At 34.2% G+C, this 16,254-nt stretch carries 15 protein-coding genes; 7 read left to right on the top strand and 8 right to left on the bottom strand.

The annotated features are described in order from the left end of the window. Positions 1 to 63: 63 nt before the first annotated feature. From BUE95_RS04385 to BUE95_RS04360, 6 genes are all read left to right on the top strand, one after another. Positions 64 to 741, top strand: coding sequence for a type 1 glutamine amidotransferase domain-containing protein (locus BUE95_RS04385; protein WP_073581783.1), 678 nt, complete (start codon positions 64 to 66; stop codon positions 739 to 741). 7 nt (positions 742 to 748) lie between these two features. Next, the gene (locus BUE95_RS04380) at positions 749 to 1,915 is read left to right on the top strand and encodes an iron-containing alcohol dehydrogenase (RefSeq protein ID WP_073581782.1); all 1,167 of its coding nucleotides are present in this window, start codon (positions 749 to 751) and stop codon (positions 1,913 to 1,915) included. Positions 1,916 to 2,045: 130 nt separating this feature from the next. After that, positions 2,046 to 3,041, top strand: coding sequence for an NAD(P)H-dependent glycerol-3-phosphate dehydrogenase (locus BUE95_RS04375; RefSeq protein ID WP_073581781.1), 996 nt, complete (start codon positions 2,046 to 2,048; stop codon positions 3,039 to 3,041). Positions 3,042 to 3,072: 31 nt separating this feature from the next. Beyond that, positions 3,073 to 4,050: a TerC family protein gene (locus BUE95_RS04370; RefSeq protein ID WP_073582438.1), complete on the top strand. Its 978-nt coding sequence runs from the start codon at positions 3,073 to 3,075 to the stop codon at positions 4,048 to 4,050. 12 nt (positions 4,051 to 4,062) lie between these two features. After that, entirely contained in the window at positions 4,063 to 4,626 is a 564-nt protein-coding gene (locus BUE95_RS04365; protein WP_073582440.1) for a hypothetical protein, read from the top strand. A gap of 64 nt (positions 4,627 to 4,690) precedes the next feature. Further along, positions 4,691 to 6,058 carry a sigma-54-dependent transcriptional regulator gene (locus BUE95_RS04360; protein WP_317041529.1) on the top strand — a complete coding sequence of 456 codons (1,368 nt, stop codon included), beginning with the start codon at positions 4,691 to 4,693 and terminating at the stop codon, positions 6,056 to 6,058. Here BUE95_RS04360 and BUE95_RS04355 read toward each other — a convergent pair. The 6 genes from BUE95_RS04355 to BUE95_RS04330 all read right to left on the bottom strand — a co-directional run bounded on the left by BUE95_RS04355 (position 6,033) and on the right by BUE95_RS04330 (position 14,449). After that, complete coding sequence (locus BUE95_RS04355) at positions 6,033 to 8,417, bottom strand: hybrid sensor histidine kinase/response regulator (protein WP_084530222.1); 2,385 nt, start codon at positions 8,415 to 8,417, stop codon at positions 6,033 to 6,035. The two genes, BUE95_RS04360 and BUE95_RS04355, sit on opposite strands and share 26 nt — an antisense overlap. A 24-nt stretch (positions 8,418 to 8,441) precedes the next feature. Then, positions 8,442 to 9,287 (bottom strand): thioredoxin family protein, encoded by an 846-nt coding sequence (locus BUE95_RS04350; protein ID WP_073581778.1) that lies wholly within the window; start codon positions 9,285 to 9,287, stop codon positions 8,442 to 8,444. 51 nt (positions 9,288 to 9,338) lie between these two features. Then, positions 9,339 to 12,131: a GH92 family glycosyl hydrolase gene (locus tag BUE95_RS04345; RefSeq protein ID WP_073581776.1), complete on the bottom strand. Its 2,793-nt coding sequence runs from the start codon at positions 12,129 to 12,131 to the stop codon at positions 9,339 to 9,341. A gap of 352 nt (positions 12,132 to 12,483) precedes the next feature. Further along, entirely contained in the window at positions 12,484 to 12,891 is a 408-nt protein-coding gene (locus tag BUE95_RS04340; protein ID WP_073581774.1) for a hypothetical protein, read from the bottom strand. 49 nt (positions 12,892 to 12,940) lie between these two features. Continuing rightward, positions 12,941 to 13,960 (bottom strand): phenylalanine--tRNA ligase subunit alpha, encoded by a 1,020-nt coding sequence (gene pheS, locus BUE95_RS04335; RefSeq protein WP_073581772.1) that lies wholly within the window; start codon positions 13,958 to 13,960, stop codon positions 12,941 to 12,943. Between the two features lie 132 nt (positions 13,961 to 14,092). Further along, on the bottom strand, positions 14,093 to 14,449 hold the full coding sequence (locus tag BUE95_RS04330; protein WP_073582434.1) for a hypothetical protein: 357 nt from the start codon (positions 14,447 to 14,449) through the stop codon (positions 14,093 to 14,095). 133 nt (positions 14,450 to 14,582) lie between these two features. Between BUE95_RS04330 and BUE95_RS04325 the strand changes: the two genes are divergently transcribed. After that, positions 14,583 to 15,098 carry a CvpA family protein gene (locus BUE95_RS04325; protein ID WP_073581770.1) on the top strand — a complete coding sequence of 172 codons (516 nt, stop codon included), beginning with the start codon at positions 14,583 to 14,585 and terminating at the stop codon, positions 15,096 to 15,098. Here the strand turns inward: BUE95_RS04325 and BUE95_RS04320 are convergent. Both BUE95_RS04320 and BUE95_RS04315 read right to left on the bottom strand, forming a co-directional pair. After that, positions 15,095 to 15,427, bottom strand: coding sequence for a hypothetical protein (locus tag BUE95_RS04320; RefSeq protein WP_073581768.1), 333 nt, complete (start codon positions 15,425 to 15,427; stop codon positions 15,095 to 15,097). The genes BUE95_RS04325 and BUE95_RS04320 overlap by 4 nt on opposite strands. Before the next feature lie 37 nt (positions 15,428 to 15,464). Then, positions 15,465 to 16,223 (bottom strand): tetratricopeptide repeat protein, encoded by a 759-nt coding sequence (locus tag BUE95_RS04315; RefSeq protein ID WP_073581767.1) that lies wholly within the window; start codon positions 16,221 to 16,223, stop codon positions 15,465 to 15,467. Positions 16,224 to 16,254: the final 31 nt, after the last annotated feature.

Below are 16,254 nucleotides of genomic sequence, written 5' to 3'. Positions count from 1 at the left end.
ACATTCCTTTACCATTCGTTCCCAATCCCATTGCGTAACTTTGTATTCTAAAAAAGAAAAGTTATGAAAAAAGTGCTATTTGTAGTTACCTCTCACGATAAATTAGGAAATACAGGAGAAAAAACGGGTTATTGGACTGAAGAATTAGCTGCTCCATATTATGAATTAGTAGACCAAGGAATTGAAATTACTATTGCAACCCCAAAAGGAGGCGAACCACCAATTGATCCTAAAAGCGAAGATCCGAGTGCAGCAACTGAAGATACAAAAAGATTTGATAACGACACTGAACTTCAAGAAAAACTTAAGAATACCATAAAACTGTCAGAAGTCAATCCAGCAGATTATGATGCGGTATTCTATCCTGGCGGACACGGGCCATTATGGGATTTAGTTGAGGATAAAAATTCTATTGCTTTAATTGAAACTTTTTACAACAACAATAAGCCTGTTGCATTTGTGTGTCATGCTCCTGCCGTTTTAAAAAACGTAAAAATAAATGGTGAATTCCTTGTAAAAGGAAAAAATGTAACTGGATTTTCAAACGAAGAAGAAGATGCGGTTGGATTAACTAATGTTGTTCCGTTTTTACTACAAGATGTATTTAAAGAAAATGGCGCAAATTATTCCAAAAAAGAAAATTGGCATCCTTATGCTGTAGAAGATGGGCTATTGATTACAGGACAAAATCCTGCTTCATCTAAACCTGTTGCACAAATATTGTTGAACAAATTAAAATAAAAAAAACATGCTAAACTTCGATTTATACAATCCTGTTAATTATGTCTTTGGGAAAGGACAAATTGCTAAACTAACGGATTTAGTTCCAAAAAATACTAAGATTCTACTTGCCTATGGTGGCGGAAGTATCTTCAAAAATGGTGTTTACGACCAAGTAAAAGCGGCTTTACCCAATCACGATATTGTAGAATTTGGCGGTATCGAACCGAATCCTCGTTTTGAAACTTTGATGAAAGCGGTTGAAATTATCCGTGCTGAAAAAATTGGTTTCATCTTAGCCGTTGGTGGTGGAAGTGTGATTGATGGTGTGAAATTTATTTCGGCAGCTGTTAATTTTGAAGGTGACGAAGCAGATATCTTGAAAAAACGAATTTTATTCAAAGATGTCTCTCAAGTAATTCCTTTCGGGACCGTTTTAACCTTGCCAGCAACGGGTTCAGAAATGAATTCAGGTGCTGTGGTTACGATTGAAGCTACACAAGAAAAACTAACGCTTGGTGGAAGTGCTTTATTTCCAGTATTCTCAATTGTTGATCCAACAGTAATTACTTCGTTACCAAAAAGACAATTACAAAACGGTGTTGTGGATGCGTTCACACACGTTATGGAGCAATATTTAACCTATACACACGATGCTTTATTACAAGACCGAATTTCAGAAAGTATTTTACAAACGCTAATTGAAATTGGTCCTGATGTAGTAGAAAATCCAACGGATTATAAACTAGCTTCTAACTTTGTTTGGAGTGCAACCATGGCATTGAATGGCTTGATTCAAAAAGGAGTTCCTTCGGATTGGGCAACGCACATGATTGGTCATGAATTAACCGCACTATACGAAATTGACCACGCAAGAACATTGGCAATCATTGGTCCAAACTTATACCGCGTCATGTTCGACACGAAAAAAGAGAAATTAGCGCAATACGGCCAACGTGTTTGGAACATTCAAGGCAATTCAACTGAAGAAATTGCAGAAAAAGCAATTGAAAAAACAGTTGAATTCTTCCATAAAATGGGCATGAAAACGAAAATTTCAGAAAACGCAGAAAATATTGAAAAAACGGCTGATTTTATCGTAAACCGTTTCGAGGAAAGAGGTTGGAAAGCCATGGGTGAAAAACAAAACATCACTTTAGAAAAAGTGAGGGCTATTGTAGAAATGAGTTATTAAAAAATACGTATTCACCATAATAAAGGCGCGGAGTTTTTCTTCGTGCCTTTGTATTAAAAAGAGTTTCGCAAACGTTTTTTGTAAATCCTTTTTAAATGCCTATTTTTGATGTTCTAAATTAAATCGTAAAATGGAAAAAAAGCCAAAATTTGCCGTCATTGGAGGAGGAAGTTGGGCTACTGCAATTGCGAAAATGCTTTGTGAAAATCAAGACGAAATTGCTTGGTATATGCGAAGTACTTACGCTATTGAGCATTTAAAACATCAAAAACACAATCCAAACTACTTGAGTTCGGTTGCGTTCGACACACATAAATTAAAACTTACTAACGACATCAACGAAGCAGTTGCTTATGCTGATTATGTCATTTTTGTGGTTCCCTCTGCTTTTTTGAGCAAAGAATTGGAAAGTTTAACCGAAAGTTTAGAGGGAAAAATCATTTTTTCAGCCATTAAAGGAATTGTTCCCGAATCCAGTTTGATTGTGGGCGAACATTTTCACATAAAATACGACATCCCTTATGAAAACATAGGGGTAATTACAGGTCCATGTCACGCAGAGGAAGTGGCAATGGAACGTTTGTCGTACTTAACCATTGCATGTAGTGATAAGAAAAAAGCCAAATTTGTTGCCAAGAACTTGAGTTCGCACTACATCAAAGCGAAAACTTCTGATGATATTATTGGTACCGAATATGCAGCAGTTTTAAAAAACATTTACGCTATTGCGGCTGGAATTGCACATGGTTTAGGCTATGGCGATAACTTCCAAGCCGTTTTAATGAGTAATGGTATTCGCGAAATGAAAAAATTCATTCGTAAAGTACATAAAATGAAACGAAACATTAATAATTCTGCCTATTTAGGTGATTTATTAGTAACTGGATATTCCGTATTTTCTCGAAACAGAATGTTTGGAAACATGATTGGAAAAGGTTATACTGTAAAATCAGCACAAATGGAAATGAGCATGATTGCCGAGGGATATTATGCGGTAAAAAGTGCTTACAAACTAAACCAAGAATATGGAGCTGACACGCCAATTATTGATGCTGTTTACAAAATTTTATACGAAAACAAGGATGCTAAAACCGTTTTCAAAGCATTAACAGAAAAATTAAATTAAATCCATGCTATTTTCATTAAAAACGGGTGCAATCGATCATTTAATCGATCACCCAGGAATTATTACGGCTTTTACCATTACTATCATTGCAATGCTAGTATTAGATTTAGGCGTTTTAAACAAAAAAGGTCATGTAATATCAAATCGTGAGGCGGCTATTTGGTCGGTGATTTGGATTTCACTTGCAATGGGATTCAGTGGCATTATTTATCATTATATGGGAGCGGAAAAATTCATGCAATTTCAAGGCGCCTATTGGATTGAAAAAGCACTTTCGGTTGATAATTTATTCGTTTTCATTTTAGTATTTGGTTATTTCAATGTAGCAAAAGAAGCCCAACATAAAGTGTTGTTCTGGGGCGTAATTGGTGCTTTGGTTTTTAGAGCGATTTTTATTTTTGCAGGGGTTTGGTTGTTGAACTACACCTATTTACCAGAAATGGAACTTTTTGGGCATGTGGTAAAAATTAACTACCTACTAACCCTATTTGGTATAATTCTCATTGTAGCCGGAATTAAATCGGCACTGAGTCAGGAAGAGGATGAAGGAAGTAAAGATTTTACAAAGAGTCCTGGTGCCAAGTTTGTTTACAAATTTTTTAAAGTAACCCATCAATTTGATGGCGATAAATTCTTTACTATAGAAAACGGAATTAAAGTGGCAACCCCTTTATTTGTTGTAGTAGCTATTGTTGAATTTACAGACTTACTATTTGCTGTGGATAGTATCCCAGCGATTTTTGCTATAGCTCCAGATGATCCATTTATCCTATACACCTCAAACATCTTTGCGATTTTAGGGTTGCGTTCCCTATACTTCCTTTTAGCGAACTTCATGTATATGTTCAGTAAATTGAAATATGGATTAGGATTTATTCTATCGTTTATAGGGACTAAAATGATTATAGCGCCTTTTTATCACGTTCCTACCACTTTGTCCTTGTCTGTGGTGGGTGGTGCTTTAATTCTATCGGTAATCGCTTCGTTGGCATTCCCAGATAAAGATTAAGTCAAGTCCATGATGAAAAGAATATTATTTTTTGCACTGCTTACCATTCAGTTCGGCTTCAGTCAAAAAGAAAAAGGTGCGCTACAGTTTTGGGAGCATTTAAAAAAACATTGTGGTAAAAGTTATGAAGGCACTATTACTGCAGGAGGAACAGCAAACGATGCTTTTTCTGGAAAGAAATTGATGATGCACGTGAGAAGTTGTGCTGAAAATCAAATAAAAATTCCTTTTTTTGTAGGGGATGATAGATCAAGAACTTGGATTTTAACACTTCAGAACGATGTCATAACTCTCAAACACGATCACCGTCATAAAGATGGATCAGAAGATAAAATTACACAGTATGGGGGAACATCTCCCAATACGGGATTACCCAACATTCAAATTTTTCCTGCAGATCAATTTACTGCAGACTTAATCCATTATGCTTCGACCAATGTTTGGTGGATAACAATTGACGAAAATTCCTTTACTTATAATTTAAAACGCATTGGTTCAGATAGAATTTTTACGGTATCCTTTGATTTAAAAAAACCAATCACAACTCCAGAAGCTCCATGGGGTTGGGAAGATTAACCTATTCATAAAGAGATCAAATTTACCTTTTGGTCTTTTTTTAGCTTAAAATTAAGATAATTGATTGGAAAAAAAAGTAAATTTAAAAATGGGAAATGCTACAATCTTACTCATAGAAGATGATAACGCCTTCAACAATATGTTAGCTCAATTTTTGAAGCGAAACGATTATATTGTTCATCAAGCTTACTCTGCCAAAGAAGGTATTACGATACTTGATGAAAAAAGGGTAGATATTATCATTTCAGACTTAAGACTTCCTGATAAAGACGGTATATCTCTTCTAAAAGAAATCCGAACCAATGGAAGTACAACTGCGTTTATTTTAATGACAGCTTATGCTGATGTACAAACTGCTGTAAAAGCGATGAAAATGGGGGCAGCTGACTACATTTCAAAACCGTTTGTTCCGGAAGAAGCCTTACTAGTCTTAAACAAAATCATATCTACAAAAAAGGAAGCAAGTCCTTCAAATACAATAAAAAAAACGGCTAAAGAACTAGAGAATTCTAACTATTATTGGGGAAATAGTATTGCTTCTTTACAATTAAAAAAACATATTGAATTAGTAGCACCAACACCGTTAACCCTTCTAATTACAGGAGAAAGTGGTACTGGAAAAGAAGTCATCGCAAAAACCATTCATGAAAATAGCGAACGAAAAAACGGTCCATTCATCGCTGTTGATTGTGGTGCTATTCCAAAGGATATTGCAGGAAGTGAATTCTTTGGTCACGTTAAGGGTTCTTTTACAGGTGCCATAACCGACAAAATGGGTTGCTTTGAAGCCGCTAATGGTGGAACATTATTTTTGGATGAAGTAGGAAATTTAGCTTATGAAAATCAAATACTCTTGTTAAGAGCTATTCAAGAAAGAAAAATAAAAAGAATTGGAAGCAACAAAGAAACTCCTATTGATGTACGAATTGTCTCTGCTACAAATGAGGATTTGAAAAAAGCGGTACAAGAAGGGACTTTTAGAGAAGATTTATACCATCGTTTAAATGAATTTTCAATTCTTTCCCCGGCTTTAAGAGACCGAAAAGAAGATCTTGAAGCTTTCGCTTTACTTTTCTTAAAAAATGCTTCCGAACAATTAAACAAAGACGTTTCTTCTATGAGTTCGGAAGTGATGATTGCCTTTTTGAAATACCACTGGCCAGGAAATTTAAGAGAACTTCAAAATGTGATTAAAAGAGCCACCTTATTAAACACTTCAAACACTCTTGAACTGGAAAGTTTGCCTCCCGAATTGACTGCTTCGAACACCAACAATAACAATGTTGGAAATTTGAAAGACGAAGCCGAAAAAGCGGCAATTCTAGATGCATTAAACTTTGCAAAAGGGAATAAGAGTAGAGCGGCTGAATTACTTGGTATGTCGAGAAAAACACTCTACAATAAAATCAGTCAATTTGGATTAGACGATTGATTTTTCCTTGAAACTCTGACAAAAGCAAATTCAAATTATGAAGCTCAAAACGGATTTCTTGAATTGATTTTACAGATTTAACTTTAACTTCAAGTGTCTTTAAAAGCTGTAATAGATCTTGCTCTTGAAACTGACTAATCATCGTCTGCATTTTATGAACAATAGCTCCAATAGCAACCAAATCTGAATTTTGTACTGCCTCATTAAGTGAGCATATATCATTTTCTAAATCGGATTCATATGACTTTAAAAACGCTAAAATTTTAGGCTTATCATTTCCTATAAAACTAATTATAAAAGAAGGTAGCTTCTCGTCGTCTTCGTGTAATACTTTCAAATCTTGTTTCGAAAATTCAGAAATAACGCCCAATAATTGCGCCGCACTGTAAGGCTTTGTAATAAAGCGATTAAAGCGATGATTTGTTAAAAAATCTTGTTCCGATAAAACTGTTCCGCTAATTGCAATTACTGGAACATCATTCAAAAAATCTCTACTTCTAACTTCTTTCAAAAACTCAAAACCATTCATTTCTGGCATTTGAATATCGGTAATCAGCAAAGAAATTTTGTGTTTATCCAGAAATTTTAAAGCGTCTATCCCATTTGTATAAACAAAAATAGTCTTAAAATAAGGAGTCAACAATGCTTTTGTAAGTGCCAACTGATTTTCGTCATCGTCTAATAACAAACAACTATCCAAATCCATTTTCTTTGAAAATTCTGACTCCGGAACCGTTTTTAAGGGGAGTGCTATGGTAAATTGTGATCCCTTGTTCTGTTCGCTCTCTAAAAATATTTTACCGTCTAATAATTGAATTAATCTATTGCAAATAGACAACCCTAATCCTGTTCCTCCATACAAGGTTTCAATTTGACTACTTGCTTGTGTAAAGGGTTTAAAAATATTCGCAATGGCACTTTTCGAAATACCAATTCCTGTATCGATAATACGAATCGTTAACTGTTCTTCATGAATTGCCGTTTGAATACTTACACTCCCTTCTTTCGTGAATTTAAATGCATTTCCAATAAGATTATATAAAATTTGACGCAATTTATTATAATCACCATAATAAAGATATCCTTCAGTTGCATTAATTTCATAATTCAAGACAATTGGTTTTTCTTGATTTAAATCGGCTATGTTTTGAGCGGTTTCTTCGATCAATTCATTCACTTCAAATACGGTTTCTAATAGTGAAACCTTTCCTTTTTCCATTCGCACATAGTCTAGTAACCCCGAAACCAACTGCTCTATATAATTGGTGGCCGATTTCATTTTAATTAATGAATTTCGATTTTCAACTTGAACTTCAGAAGCTAAAAGCTGCTCACTGTAACCCAGCAAAGATTGTAAAGGCGTTTTAATATCATGGCTAACAGTAGTCATCAATTGTTCTCTTGACTCTAATAATTGTTCTGTTTTTTGCTTTTCAATTTCAAGTTGTTGACGATAGGTTTTGTTTTTAAAAAAATCGAAAGACAACAAGAAAAAGAAGAACAATACCACTACCACACAGGCAATAGCTGACTTTTGAATTAAATCAAGCGTCTCCTTCTGATTTTCGCTTTTTATATATTCAATTTTCTCTTCTTCCTTTTCAGCCGCATTTCGCAGTAATAAAATGACATCCGATAATTTTTGAGTGATTCGAAGCTCGTTTTGAAGCAGCTCAATTTCTTTGTTTTTAATAACAATCGAACGCTGATTGGTCTTTTTTTGAGCTTCCTCTAATATTTGTTTCGATGCTGTTAAAAGAGAATCTACTTCTTTTACAGATATCGTATTAGAGGCATCTTTCGGGACATTTTTATTTAGATAATTAATATAATCTTCGGCTACTTTTCGTTCATAAGAAGACAACTCATTTGGATTTTGAATGAAACTTTCTAGGGTTAATTTCCCTTTAACATCCTCCAAATTTTTAATTTTTCGCAATACATCACCTATAGGAGATTCCTCTGGATTTTGCTGCAACTTTCTTAAATTAAGTATGTTTTGCTCTTTGTCTTTTAAATAATATTTTAAAGTATCTAAAAGCGTTTCCTCTGCTACTAAATCCTTACTTTTCAAAAAATCAATTTTAGCTATAACAGATGCATTTTTGGCTAAAAAAATTCGTTTAGAAGCTTCATCAACTGTCTGAATTGCAACACGCGCATAATTATCGGACTCATACAAATCGCGAATCAACTCTGTATAAATTAATTGTCTCTTATCGGTGTTTTCAACAGAAATTTGCTTGTTCAAATTGGCCTGCTGTTTAAATAAAACCCAAATGGCAACCGCCATCAAGGATAGCAATAATAGATAGCTAACCAACAGTTTAAGTGAGGTATATTTAGAAAATTGGGCCATTTTATAAACTTGACTTTTTACGAATTATTCAAAATAAACTTCAGGTTGATCTGTAATGTTTAATTTTAATATGTAGGATTTAAATTGCTCTTTTTTAGTAGTACTCCAATTTTTAATGTTGGGATCACGCAGTTCATTTAAAACAATTTTTTCTAAATACGATTTTTCGGTTCCAGCCTTATACCCTGTTTCAAAGCCCTTTAGATCATCCAAATGAGCCATCCAATATTGAAAAAAACCATTCTCTGGAGAAATCACAACTTGTTTTAAAACAATATAGCTCTTTTTAGTTGGCAATTCCTCTTTTTTAAAGGACTCAAAAAGCTCTTGGGATACTTTTTTTAGCATGGCTTCATTTTTGTTCACTAAAAGCAAATCGCAGTATGCATATAAGGTCTTAACGCTTCGATCACCTTTATCATACTTAGCTTTTAGGCCTGAAGTTCTAAAGTCGGGATGTTTTGCTTTCTTTCCCTCGTTTATTAAATGTTCCGCATCCACATTTACCCCACTATGATGTAAAAACTCTTTGTTCTTGTCAAAAAACAAAAGCACGGGTACACTTTCAAAATGAAGATTCGATTCGGAAATAAAGGTATTGTCTTCGTCGGCTAAAGAACCGTTGGTGTTCATAGCATAATTGATAAAGTTTTTATTGTAATATGCGGCAACCAAAGAATCGTTGCGCAACAAATCCCCCAAACGTTTACAAACTGGGCAATCCGAATTATAATATTCAACAAAGACTATTTTATTTTGTTCTTTTGCCTTTTTAAAAGCTTCCTTTAGTGAAGTTTCAAAAAGAACTTGAGCGGATAAAGAACTACTCCATAAAAACAAAAAACCAATAAATAATAACGCGCTTCTCATATTCCTTTTGTTTACAATCGTAAAAATAAAACTAAAAAAAGCGCTATACTGTTAATCAATTGTTATTTCATCTACAAAAATAAACGCATCACCACCAAATCCTTGATGCCATTCCGGTAATTTACCGAAGTTTTTTGCGATTACTTTTACGTAACGTGCTTTCTTTCCTTTGGTTTCGTTTGAGGTGAAATTTAAAATCGTATTTTCTTCTAATTTCGGATCTAACGTATTGTTTACCGAACCGAAAAACGTAAAATTCACGTTGTCTTCTGAAATGTAATACTCGACTTTCGTTGGCATTAAAATCCACGAACGTTGGTCCTGTAAAAATCGTGCTGAAATTTCATTAATGTTTTTCACTTCTTTTAAATCCACTACCGCTTCAAAATCTTGACTTTGGTAGCCTTGCCAATCGCCTTTTCTCCAGTTCTCCGTTCCTAAAATACCATCTAACAACCCTTCTGGACCACCGGCATGATATTGCGGATTGTAAATTGATTTGATGTTGATGCTGTAGTTGTTTGGTTTTTTGAAGAAGGTTGCGGAGATGGTGTTACTTTGTCCTTCATTTGTTTTTACATAAGCTTCAATTGTTGAAGTTTGCGATATCTCAAATGGTTTAGTGTACTTAACGAATATTTTCTTTGCTAAATGATCGTCTTTATCATTAATCATAAAATAAATTTCATCATTTGAATTTTGAGATTTCAATTCAATCTTCAAATTATCTTTAAACGCTTTGCTTTCCGCTTGAATTACAGGAACCTCAACAATAGTTGGATCAGCTGCAAATGCTAATATTTCCGTGGACTTTGTTTCAAAATATTCAAAAGGCTCAAAATTGGAATTTTTTAAAATAATTCTTGACGATTTATCTTCTAAATTAATTTTTACCTTTTCAAAAAATGGCTCCGTTTTAGCCCATAAATTGCGTGCTGGAGTTACCGAATACATTCCCATCGAACTCAACACATACCAAGCGCTCATTTGACCGCAGTCTTCATTTCCAATTAAACCATCAGGCGAATTGGTGTAAAAATTATCTAAAATATAATGTACTTTTTCTTTTGTTTTTTCAGGTTTCCCCACATAATTATACAAATAAGCAACATGATGACTTGGTTCGTTTCCATGCGCATATTGTCCAATTAAACCTGTAATATCGACTTGTTCTCTACCCGTTGTTTTACTTTCAGTAGTGAACATTTCATCTAGTTTAGCTTCAAATTTTTCCTTTCCTCCATAAGCTTGAATCATACCATCAATATCTTGAGGTACAAAAAAAGTATATTGCCAAGCATTAGCTTCAGTGAAATTATTATTCACCTCTTTTGGATCAAAAGGTGTGTCCCAACCACCATTTTTCTTAGGTTGGATGAAAGTATTTTTTCCATTGAAAAGGTTTTTCCAGTTTTGAGAACGCATCATAAAATATTGGTAATCATCAGAATACCCTAAAATAGCTGCCATTTGGGCAATACACCAATCGTCATAGGCATATTCTAAAGTTTTGGAAACGCTTTCATGTTCGTCGTCAATCGAAATGAAACCGTTTTTTTTGTAGGCATCCAAACCTAAAACATCGCGCATAGCCGAAGCTTTGCTCGCTTCAAAGGCTTTTTCGTAATCAAAACCTTTTATTCCTTTTACCATCACATCTGCAATTACTGAAACGGAATGATAGCCAATCATACAATCGGTTTCATTGGAAGCCAATTCCCAAACGGGTAATCTACCACCTTGTTCGTATTGTTTGATAAAGGTATTGATGTAATCAGCTGTTCGTTTTTTATCAATCAAAGTATACAACGGATGTGCGCCTCTAAACGTGTCCCAAAGCGAGAATACTGTGTAATAATCAAATCCTTCAGCAACATGAATTTGGTTGTCTCTACCGCGGTATTTTCCATCTAAATCTTGCGCAATGTTTGGTTGCATCATAGTGTGATATAAAGCGGTGTAGAAAATCGCTAATTTGTCTTTATCATCGGAAGTGACTTCAATTTTTGATAATTCTTTGTTCCAAAGTGCGATAGCTGCTTTATGTACTTTATCAAAATCCCAATGTTTGATTTCGGAACTGTTTAATTTGGCACCTTCATAACTTGTTGGCGAAAGCGATACTTTTACGAGGATTTTTTCGCCTTTTTTGACTTGTTTAGAGAAGCTTAATGCTAATGTTTGTATATCTAAATCATTGGAATTTTTAATTCCTTTTGAATTCATCATTGGAATATTAAATTCAATCCTTGCATAAACATATTGATCTCGTGCCCAAGCTTCACTTCTCCTTAAAACTTCAATAGTTTTATTATCTATTATGTTTACTCTTCCTTCCAACAGTTTATCTCGGTGTCTTAAATCTAAAATAATATTCGCTTGTCCAGCATTATTAAACGTATATTCATGAAAACCAACGCGGGTTGAAGTGGTTAAACGCACATCGATATTGTGTTTGTCTAATTTCACGGAATAAAATCCAGCGGAAGCTTTTTCATTGGTATGCGAAAAAGTTGAAGAATATTCTTTATTATTTAATGAAGGTTCGCCCATAGTCGGCATCAACATAATATCGCCATAATCGGAAACTCCGGTTCCATTCAAATGGGTGTGCGAAAATCCGTATATCAAATTATCGGAATAATGATAACCGCCACAGCCATCCCAACTGCCATCGATTCTGGTATCAGGAGAAAGTTGCACCATTCCGTAAGGCACAGTTGCGCCAGGAAACGTGTGTCCATGACCGCCAGTTCCAATAAATGGGTTGACGTGTTTGGCGAAATCTTGTGCTTGGGAAATCGTAGTAGTTAAAAAGACTAAAGCAATAAGAAAGGATTTCATGTTGTTGGGATGAAAAATTTCTTAAAGGTAAAAATATTTTCTAATTGTTGTAAGGATAAGGGTGTTTTTGAGTTTTTACCACATAGAAACATAGGTTTTTCTAATTCTTTAGAGGTGTTACACTTTTTTGAGGCAACAATAGAATTGTGTTGAATTTTAAACATTTAAGTCATATAAGAAAGTATAAGAAGTTCTTTGTCTAGATGAGTTCATATAAGTTTTCCTATGTTGACTTTGTAAAATGAAATACCTAAAATATTCATAAAGTTAATCTATGTGCCTATGTGGTGGAAACAAAAAACCACGAATACATTTCTGAATTCGTGGTTTCAATATTATAATTTACAAAAATTTAATTCGCGAAAACGCCTCTTTTGTTAATAATAGGTAAATCGGCAGTGGCTTTTTCGTTGATGGTGTTTACTCGGAATACGAAGGATTTATCGTATAATTGTCCGTTTGCGAAATACGACAACATGAATTCGTTATTCAATTGTAATACGTTGTTTTCTAACAATTCTACTTTAACAGCAGTTCTGGGTTCAACTTTGGCAAATGCATGACGGAAAGTTCCTGTTTTGCGTTCTTCGCCATTGATTAAACCATATGCGCGTGAAACTACCATAGCCATTTCCAATAAATTATCGGTGTCGTTTACTAAGTAAGCGTACCAAGAATTTTCCATAAAATCGTCGTTCCATTCTTGAAAAGCTACAATGTGAACGCCTTCTACTTTTGGGATGATAATGTCTTTTTTCATTGAAACAGTATTAAGATTAAAGAATTAAGTATTAAGACTTTATCTTAAATTATATACTCGATTTGAATTGCTCTAAGAAACGCACGTCGTTTTCATAAAACATACGGATGTCGCCAATTTGGTACAACAACATCGCTATACGCTCTACTCCCATTCCGAAAGCAAAACCGGTGTGTTCGTCTGGATTGATACCGCAGTTTTTCAATACGTTTGGATCTACCATTCCGCAACCGCCAATTTCTAACCAACCGGTTCCTTTGGTGATTCTATAATCGGTTTCGGTTTTTAATCCCCAATAAATATCGATTTCAGCACTTGGTTCTGTAAATGGAAAATACGACGGACGTAAACGGATTTTCGATTTTCCGAACATTTCTTTGGTGAAATACAACAACGTCTGTTTTAAATCGGCAAACGAAACGTCTTTGTCAATATACAAACCTTCCACTTGATGGAAAATACAATGCGAACGCGAAGAAACGGCCTCGTTACGAAATACTCTTCCCGGAGAAATCGTACGAATAGGCGGTTTGTTGTTTTCCATATAACGCACTTGCACTGAAGAAGTGTGTGTTCTCAACAAAACATCAGGATTGGTTTGAATGAAAAACGTATCCTGCATATCTCTTGCTGGATGGTATTCTGGTAAATTTAATGCAGTAAAGTTGTGCCAATCGTCTTCGATTTCTGGACCTTCGGAGACGTTGAAACCGATGGTTGAAAAAATATCGATCATTTGGTTTTTCACAATCGAAATGGGGTGGCGCGAACCAATGTTCATCGCTTCTCCTGGACGCGTAGTATCCCCATAAATTCCTTTAGCTTCTTCTTTATTTTCTAAAGCGTCTTGAATGGCTTTTACCCTTTCTTCCGCAGAAGTTTTCAATTCATTGATAACTTGTCCGAATTCCTTCTTTTGCTCGTTTGGAACATTTTTAAATTCGGCAAAAAAATCTTTCAACAAGCCCTTACTTCCTAAATACTTGATTCGGAAGGCTTCTAATTGTTCTTTAGTATCGGTTTGAAAAGCTTTTACTTCTTCAATATGGGCTTTTATCGTTTCTATCATCGCTCGTTGTATAAAGGTGCAAATTTAGTTATTTTTAGTGATTAGTAAATAAAAAAGTGAATAGTAACTAGTAATTAGTGATTAGCAAAAATACTAAAGACGAAAAGCTAATTACTAATCACTCTTCACTTATTACTCTATCAACTCTTTCTCTAAAAAGTAACTCACAATCGCTTCTTTCATTAATACCGCTTGTTCGCCTGCTTTTAATGGTGGTAATTCTTCTTTTACTTTGTAATGGGGCCAACCATCGTTGTCGAAATATTCAAATTCGTAGTAACCGTAAGGTTCTAACAATCGACAAATAGCGATGTGCATCAAGTTTACTTTTTCATCTTTTTTGAAAGTCGCGTGAATTTTTCCCAATTCCTGTACCCCAATTAAATAGATGATTCCTTCTAAATCAAGGTCTTCTCCGCTTGAAAATTTTTCTGATAATATGTTGACAACGTTTTCCCAACGCTGTTTTAATTGTTCGTCTCTAGACATGTTTTTAAGTTTGAAGCTGGAAGCTGGAAGCACGAAGTTTCCCATCAATCCAATAATATTTCTGCAAAGATAACAACAGAAACCACTTTCAACAATTCTTTTATCTTTGTTCTTTATTACTATTTTCTTTCAAATGAGTTTTATTGATATTGTTTTTGCGGTTTTACTCGGTTTAGCGATTTATAAAGGGTTAAAAAACGGACTTTTTGTAGAAGTGGCTTCCTTATTGGCTCTGGTAGCTGGAATTTATTTAGCGATTAAATTTTCGAATTTAGTAGGTGCTATTTTTACTGGATTTGTACCAAGTTGGAATCCAAAATATATTGAAATTACTGCTTTTATCATTACGTTTTTACTGGTGGTGATTGGAATTCATTTAAGCGCAAAAATTTTAACCAAATTAGCGGATTTTGCTTTTCTAGGTTGGATAAACAAATTCGCCGGTGTGATTTTTAGCTTGTTGAAAACGATTTTAGCTTTGAGTGTTGTGCTTTTTATTTTTGAGAAAATCAACATCAATAACATGTTGCTTTCTAAAGAAACAAAAGACAATTCGATTTTTTATAACCCAATTCAGAATAGTTCAAAAGCGATGTATCCGAAGATTGAAGGTTGGTACGAAGAGTTGAAGAAGGAAGTTGAGAATTAATTTGAAATCCTTTTTTTTAATTCTTTCAAAATACTATTGAAATTAGAATTGTGTTCATTTTTTGCAGAGTAATCCCGAAAACCGTCATTTTTTCTTGTAATTCTTAATAAAACTGGTTCATCTTTTGCGAAAATTCGAGCGTTGAAAAATAAAATTTGGTATAATTGGAAATACCATTTTTTTCTTGAATCAATTATTTCAATTGATTTTACTTCTGAATAATTAAAAGTTCTAAATTCCCAATAATCAATTGCTTTTATCTCAAAGTAATCTTTATATACTTTGATGATTGGATAGCCTTTTTCTTCAAAAACGATTGGTTCTTTCATATTTATTCAACTGAAAACTGAGACTGAACACTGAACACTATTCTTTCACTTCCTTAATCGCTTCTTTGTCAATCCACGCTTTGGTTTTGTCGGTAAGTTCTACTTGTTTCCAGTTGCCTAATTCTTCTAAAACGAAGACTTTTGTGCCTTCGTGAAGTGTTACTACATCTTCCGAACTGTTTTTGGGTTCGGCTTTCAAAGTGGTTGCTTCTGCAAAAACGATGGCTGGATTGTAATTCGCATCGAATTTCTTTTGTAAAAAAGCAGAGAAAACGGTTACTCCAATTCCGATTAAAAACAACAAAAACAAACTGAAAAAAGTACGTTTTAGAAAAACGGTATTTCCAAAATAATAACCTAAAAAGGAAAGTAAACCTAGGAAAGCAACAAAAACCGAAATCCAAGCCCAAGTATCGTAATGAAAAACACTAGTAAATTCTTTCACCATTTCCTTAAAACCAACCTCTGGAAGGATTTTAATATCATCTATAGTCATTTTTTGTGCAAATGATAGATTGGTTTGTATGGCTTCGTCATCTGGGTTTAAAAGCAATGCTTTTTCGTAATTGTAAATAGATGGCGCTACTTTTCCAAGTTTGTAATAACAATTCGCAATATTAAAATACAAATCCGCCGATTCGTTGCCTTTATTTGCGATTCTTTCGAAAGATTGCAACGCTTGCTCGTAATCGCCTTTGTTATATAAATCGTTAGCTTTTTTAAAGGTAGCATCGAGGGATTCGTTTGCTAGGACGAATTGGAATGTGAGTATAAGAAGAAGAATGTATTTTTTCATGGTTTTTATAATTAACCCAACTTAAATCTTT

The organism is Flavobacterium cucumis (assembly GCF_900148835.1).
GTDB lineage: Bacteria > Bacteroidota > Bacteroidia > Flavobacteriales > Flavobacteriaceae > Flavobacterium > Flavobacterium cucumis.
The sequence above is the reverse complement of the archived record's forward strand: the minus strand, read 5'-3'. Positions and strand labels throughout refer to the sequence as shown.

Bases quoted from the DNA above. Each gene is read 5' to 3' on its own strand.
- BUE95_RS04385 (WP_073581783.1), top strand. From the start codon at position 64: ATGAAAAAAGTGCTATTTGTAGTTACCTCTCACGATAAATTAGGAAAT.
- BUE95_RS04380 (WP_073581782.1), top strand. From the start codon at position 749: ATGCTAAACTTCGATTTATACAATCCTGTTAATTATGTCTTTGGGAAA.
- BUE95_RS04375 (WP_073581781.1), top strand. From the start codon at position 2,046: ATGGAAAAAAAGCCAAAATTTGCCGTCATTGGAGGAGGAAGTTGGGCT.
- BUE95_RS04365 (WP_073582440.1), top strand. From the start codon at position 4,063: ATGAAAAGAATATTATTTTTTGCACTGCTTACCATTCAGTTCGGCTTC.
- BUE95_RS04355 (WP_084530222.1), bottom strand. From the start codon at position 8,417: ATGGCCCAATTTTCTAAATATACCTCACTTAAACTGTTGGTTAGCTAT.
- BUE95_RS04350 (WP_073581778.1), bottom strand. From the start codon at position 9,287: ATGAGAAGCGCGTTATTATTTATTGGTTTTTTGTTTTTATGGAGTAGT.
- BUE95_RS04345 (WP_073581776.1), bottom strand. From the start codon at position 12,131: ATGAAATCCTTTCTTATTGCTTTAGTCTTTTTAACTACTACGATTTCC.
- BUE95_RS04340 (WP_073581774.1), bottom strand. From the start codon at position 12,891: ATGAAAAAAGACATTATCATCCCAAAAGTAGAAGGCGTTCACATTGTA.
- pheS (WP_073581772.1), bottom strand. From the start codon at position 13,960: ATGATAGAAACGATAAAAGCCCATATTGAAGAAGTAAAAGCTTTTCAA.
- BUE95_RS04330 (WP_073582434.1), bottom strand. From the start codon at position 14,449: ATGTCTAGAGACGAACAATTAAAACAGCGTTGGGAAAACGTTGTCAAC.
- BUE95_RS04325 (WP_073581770.1), top strand. From the start codon at position 14,583: ATGAGTTTTATTGATATTGTTTTTGCGGTTTTACTCGGTTTAGCGATT.
- BUE95_RS04320 (WP_073581768.1), bottom strand. From the start codon at position 15,427: ATGAAAGAACCAATCGTTTTTGAAGAAAAAGGCTATCCAATCATCAAA.
- BUE95_RS04315 (WP_073581767.1), bottom strand. From the start codon at position 16,223: ATGAAAAAATACATTCTTCTTCTTATACTCACATTCCAATTCGTCCTA.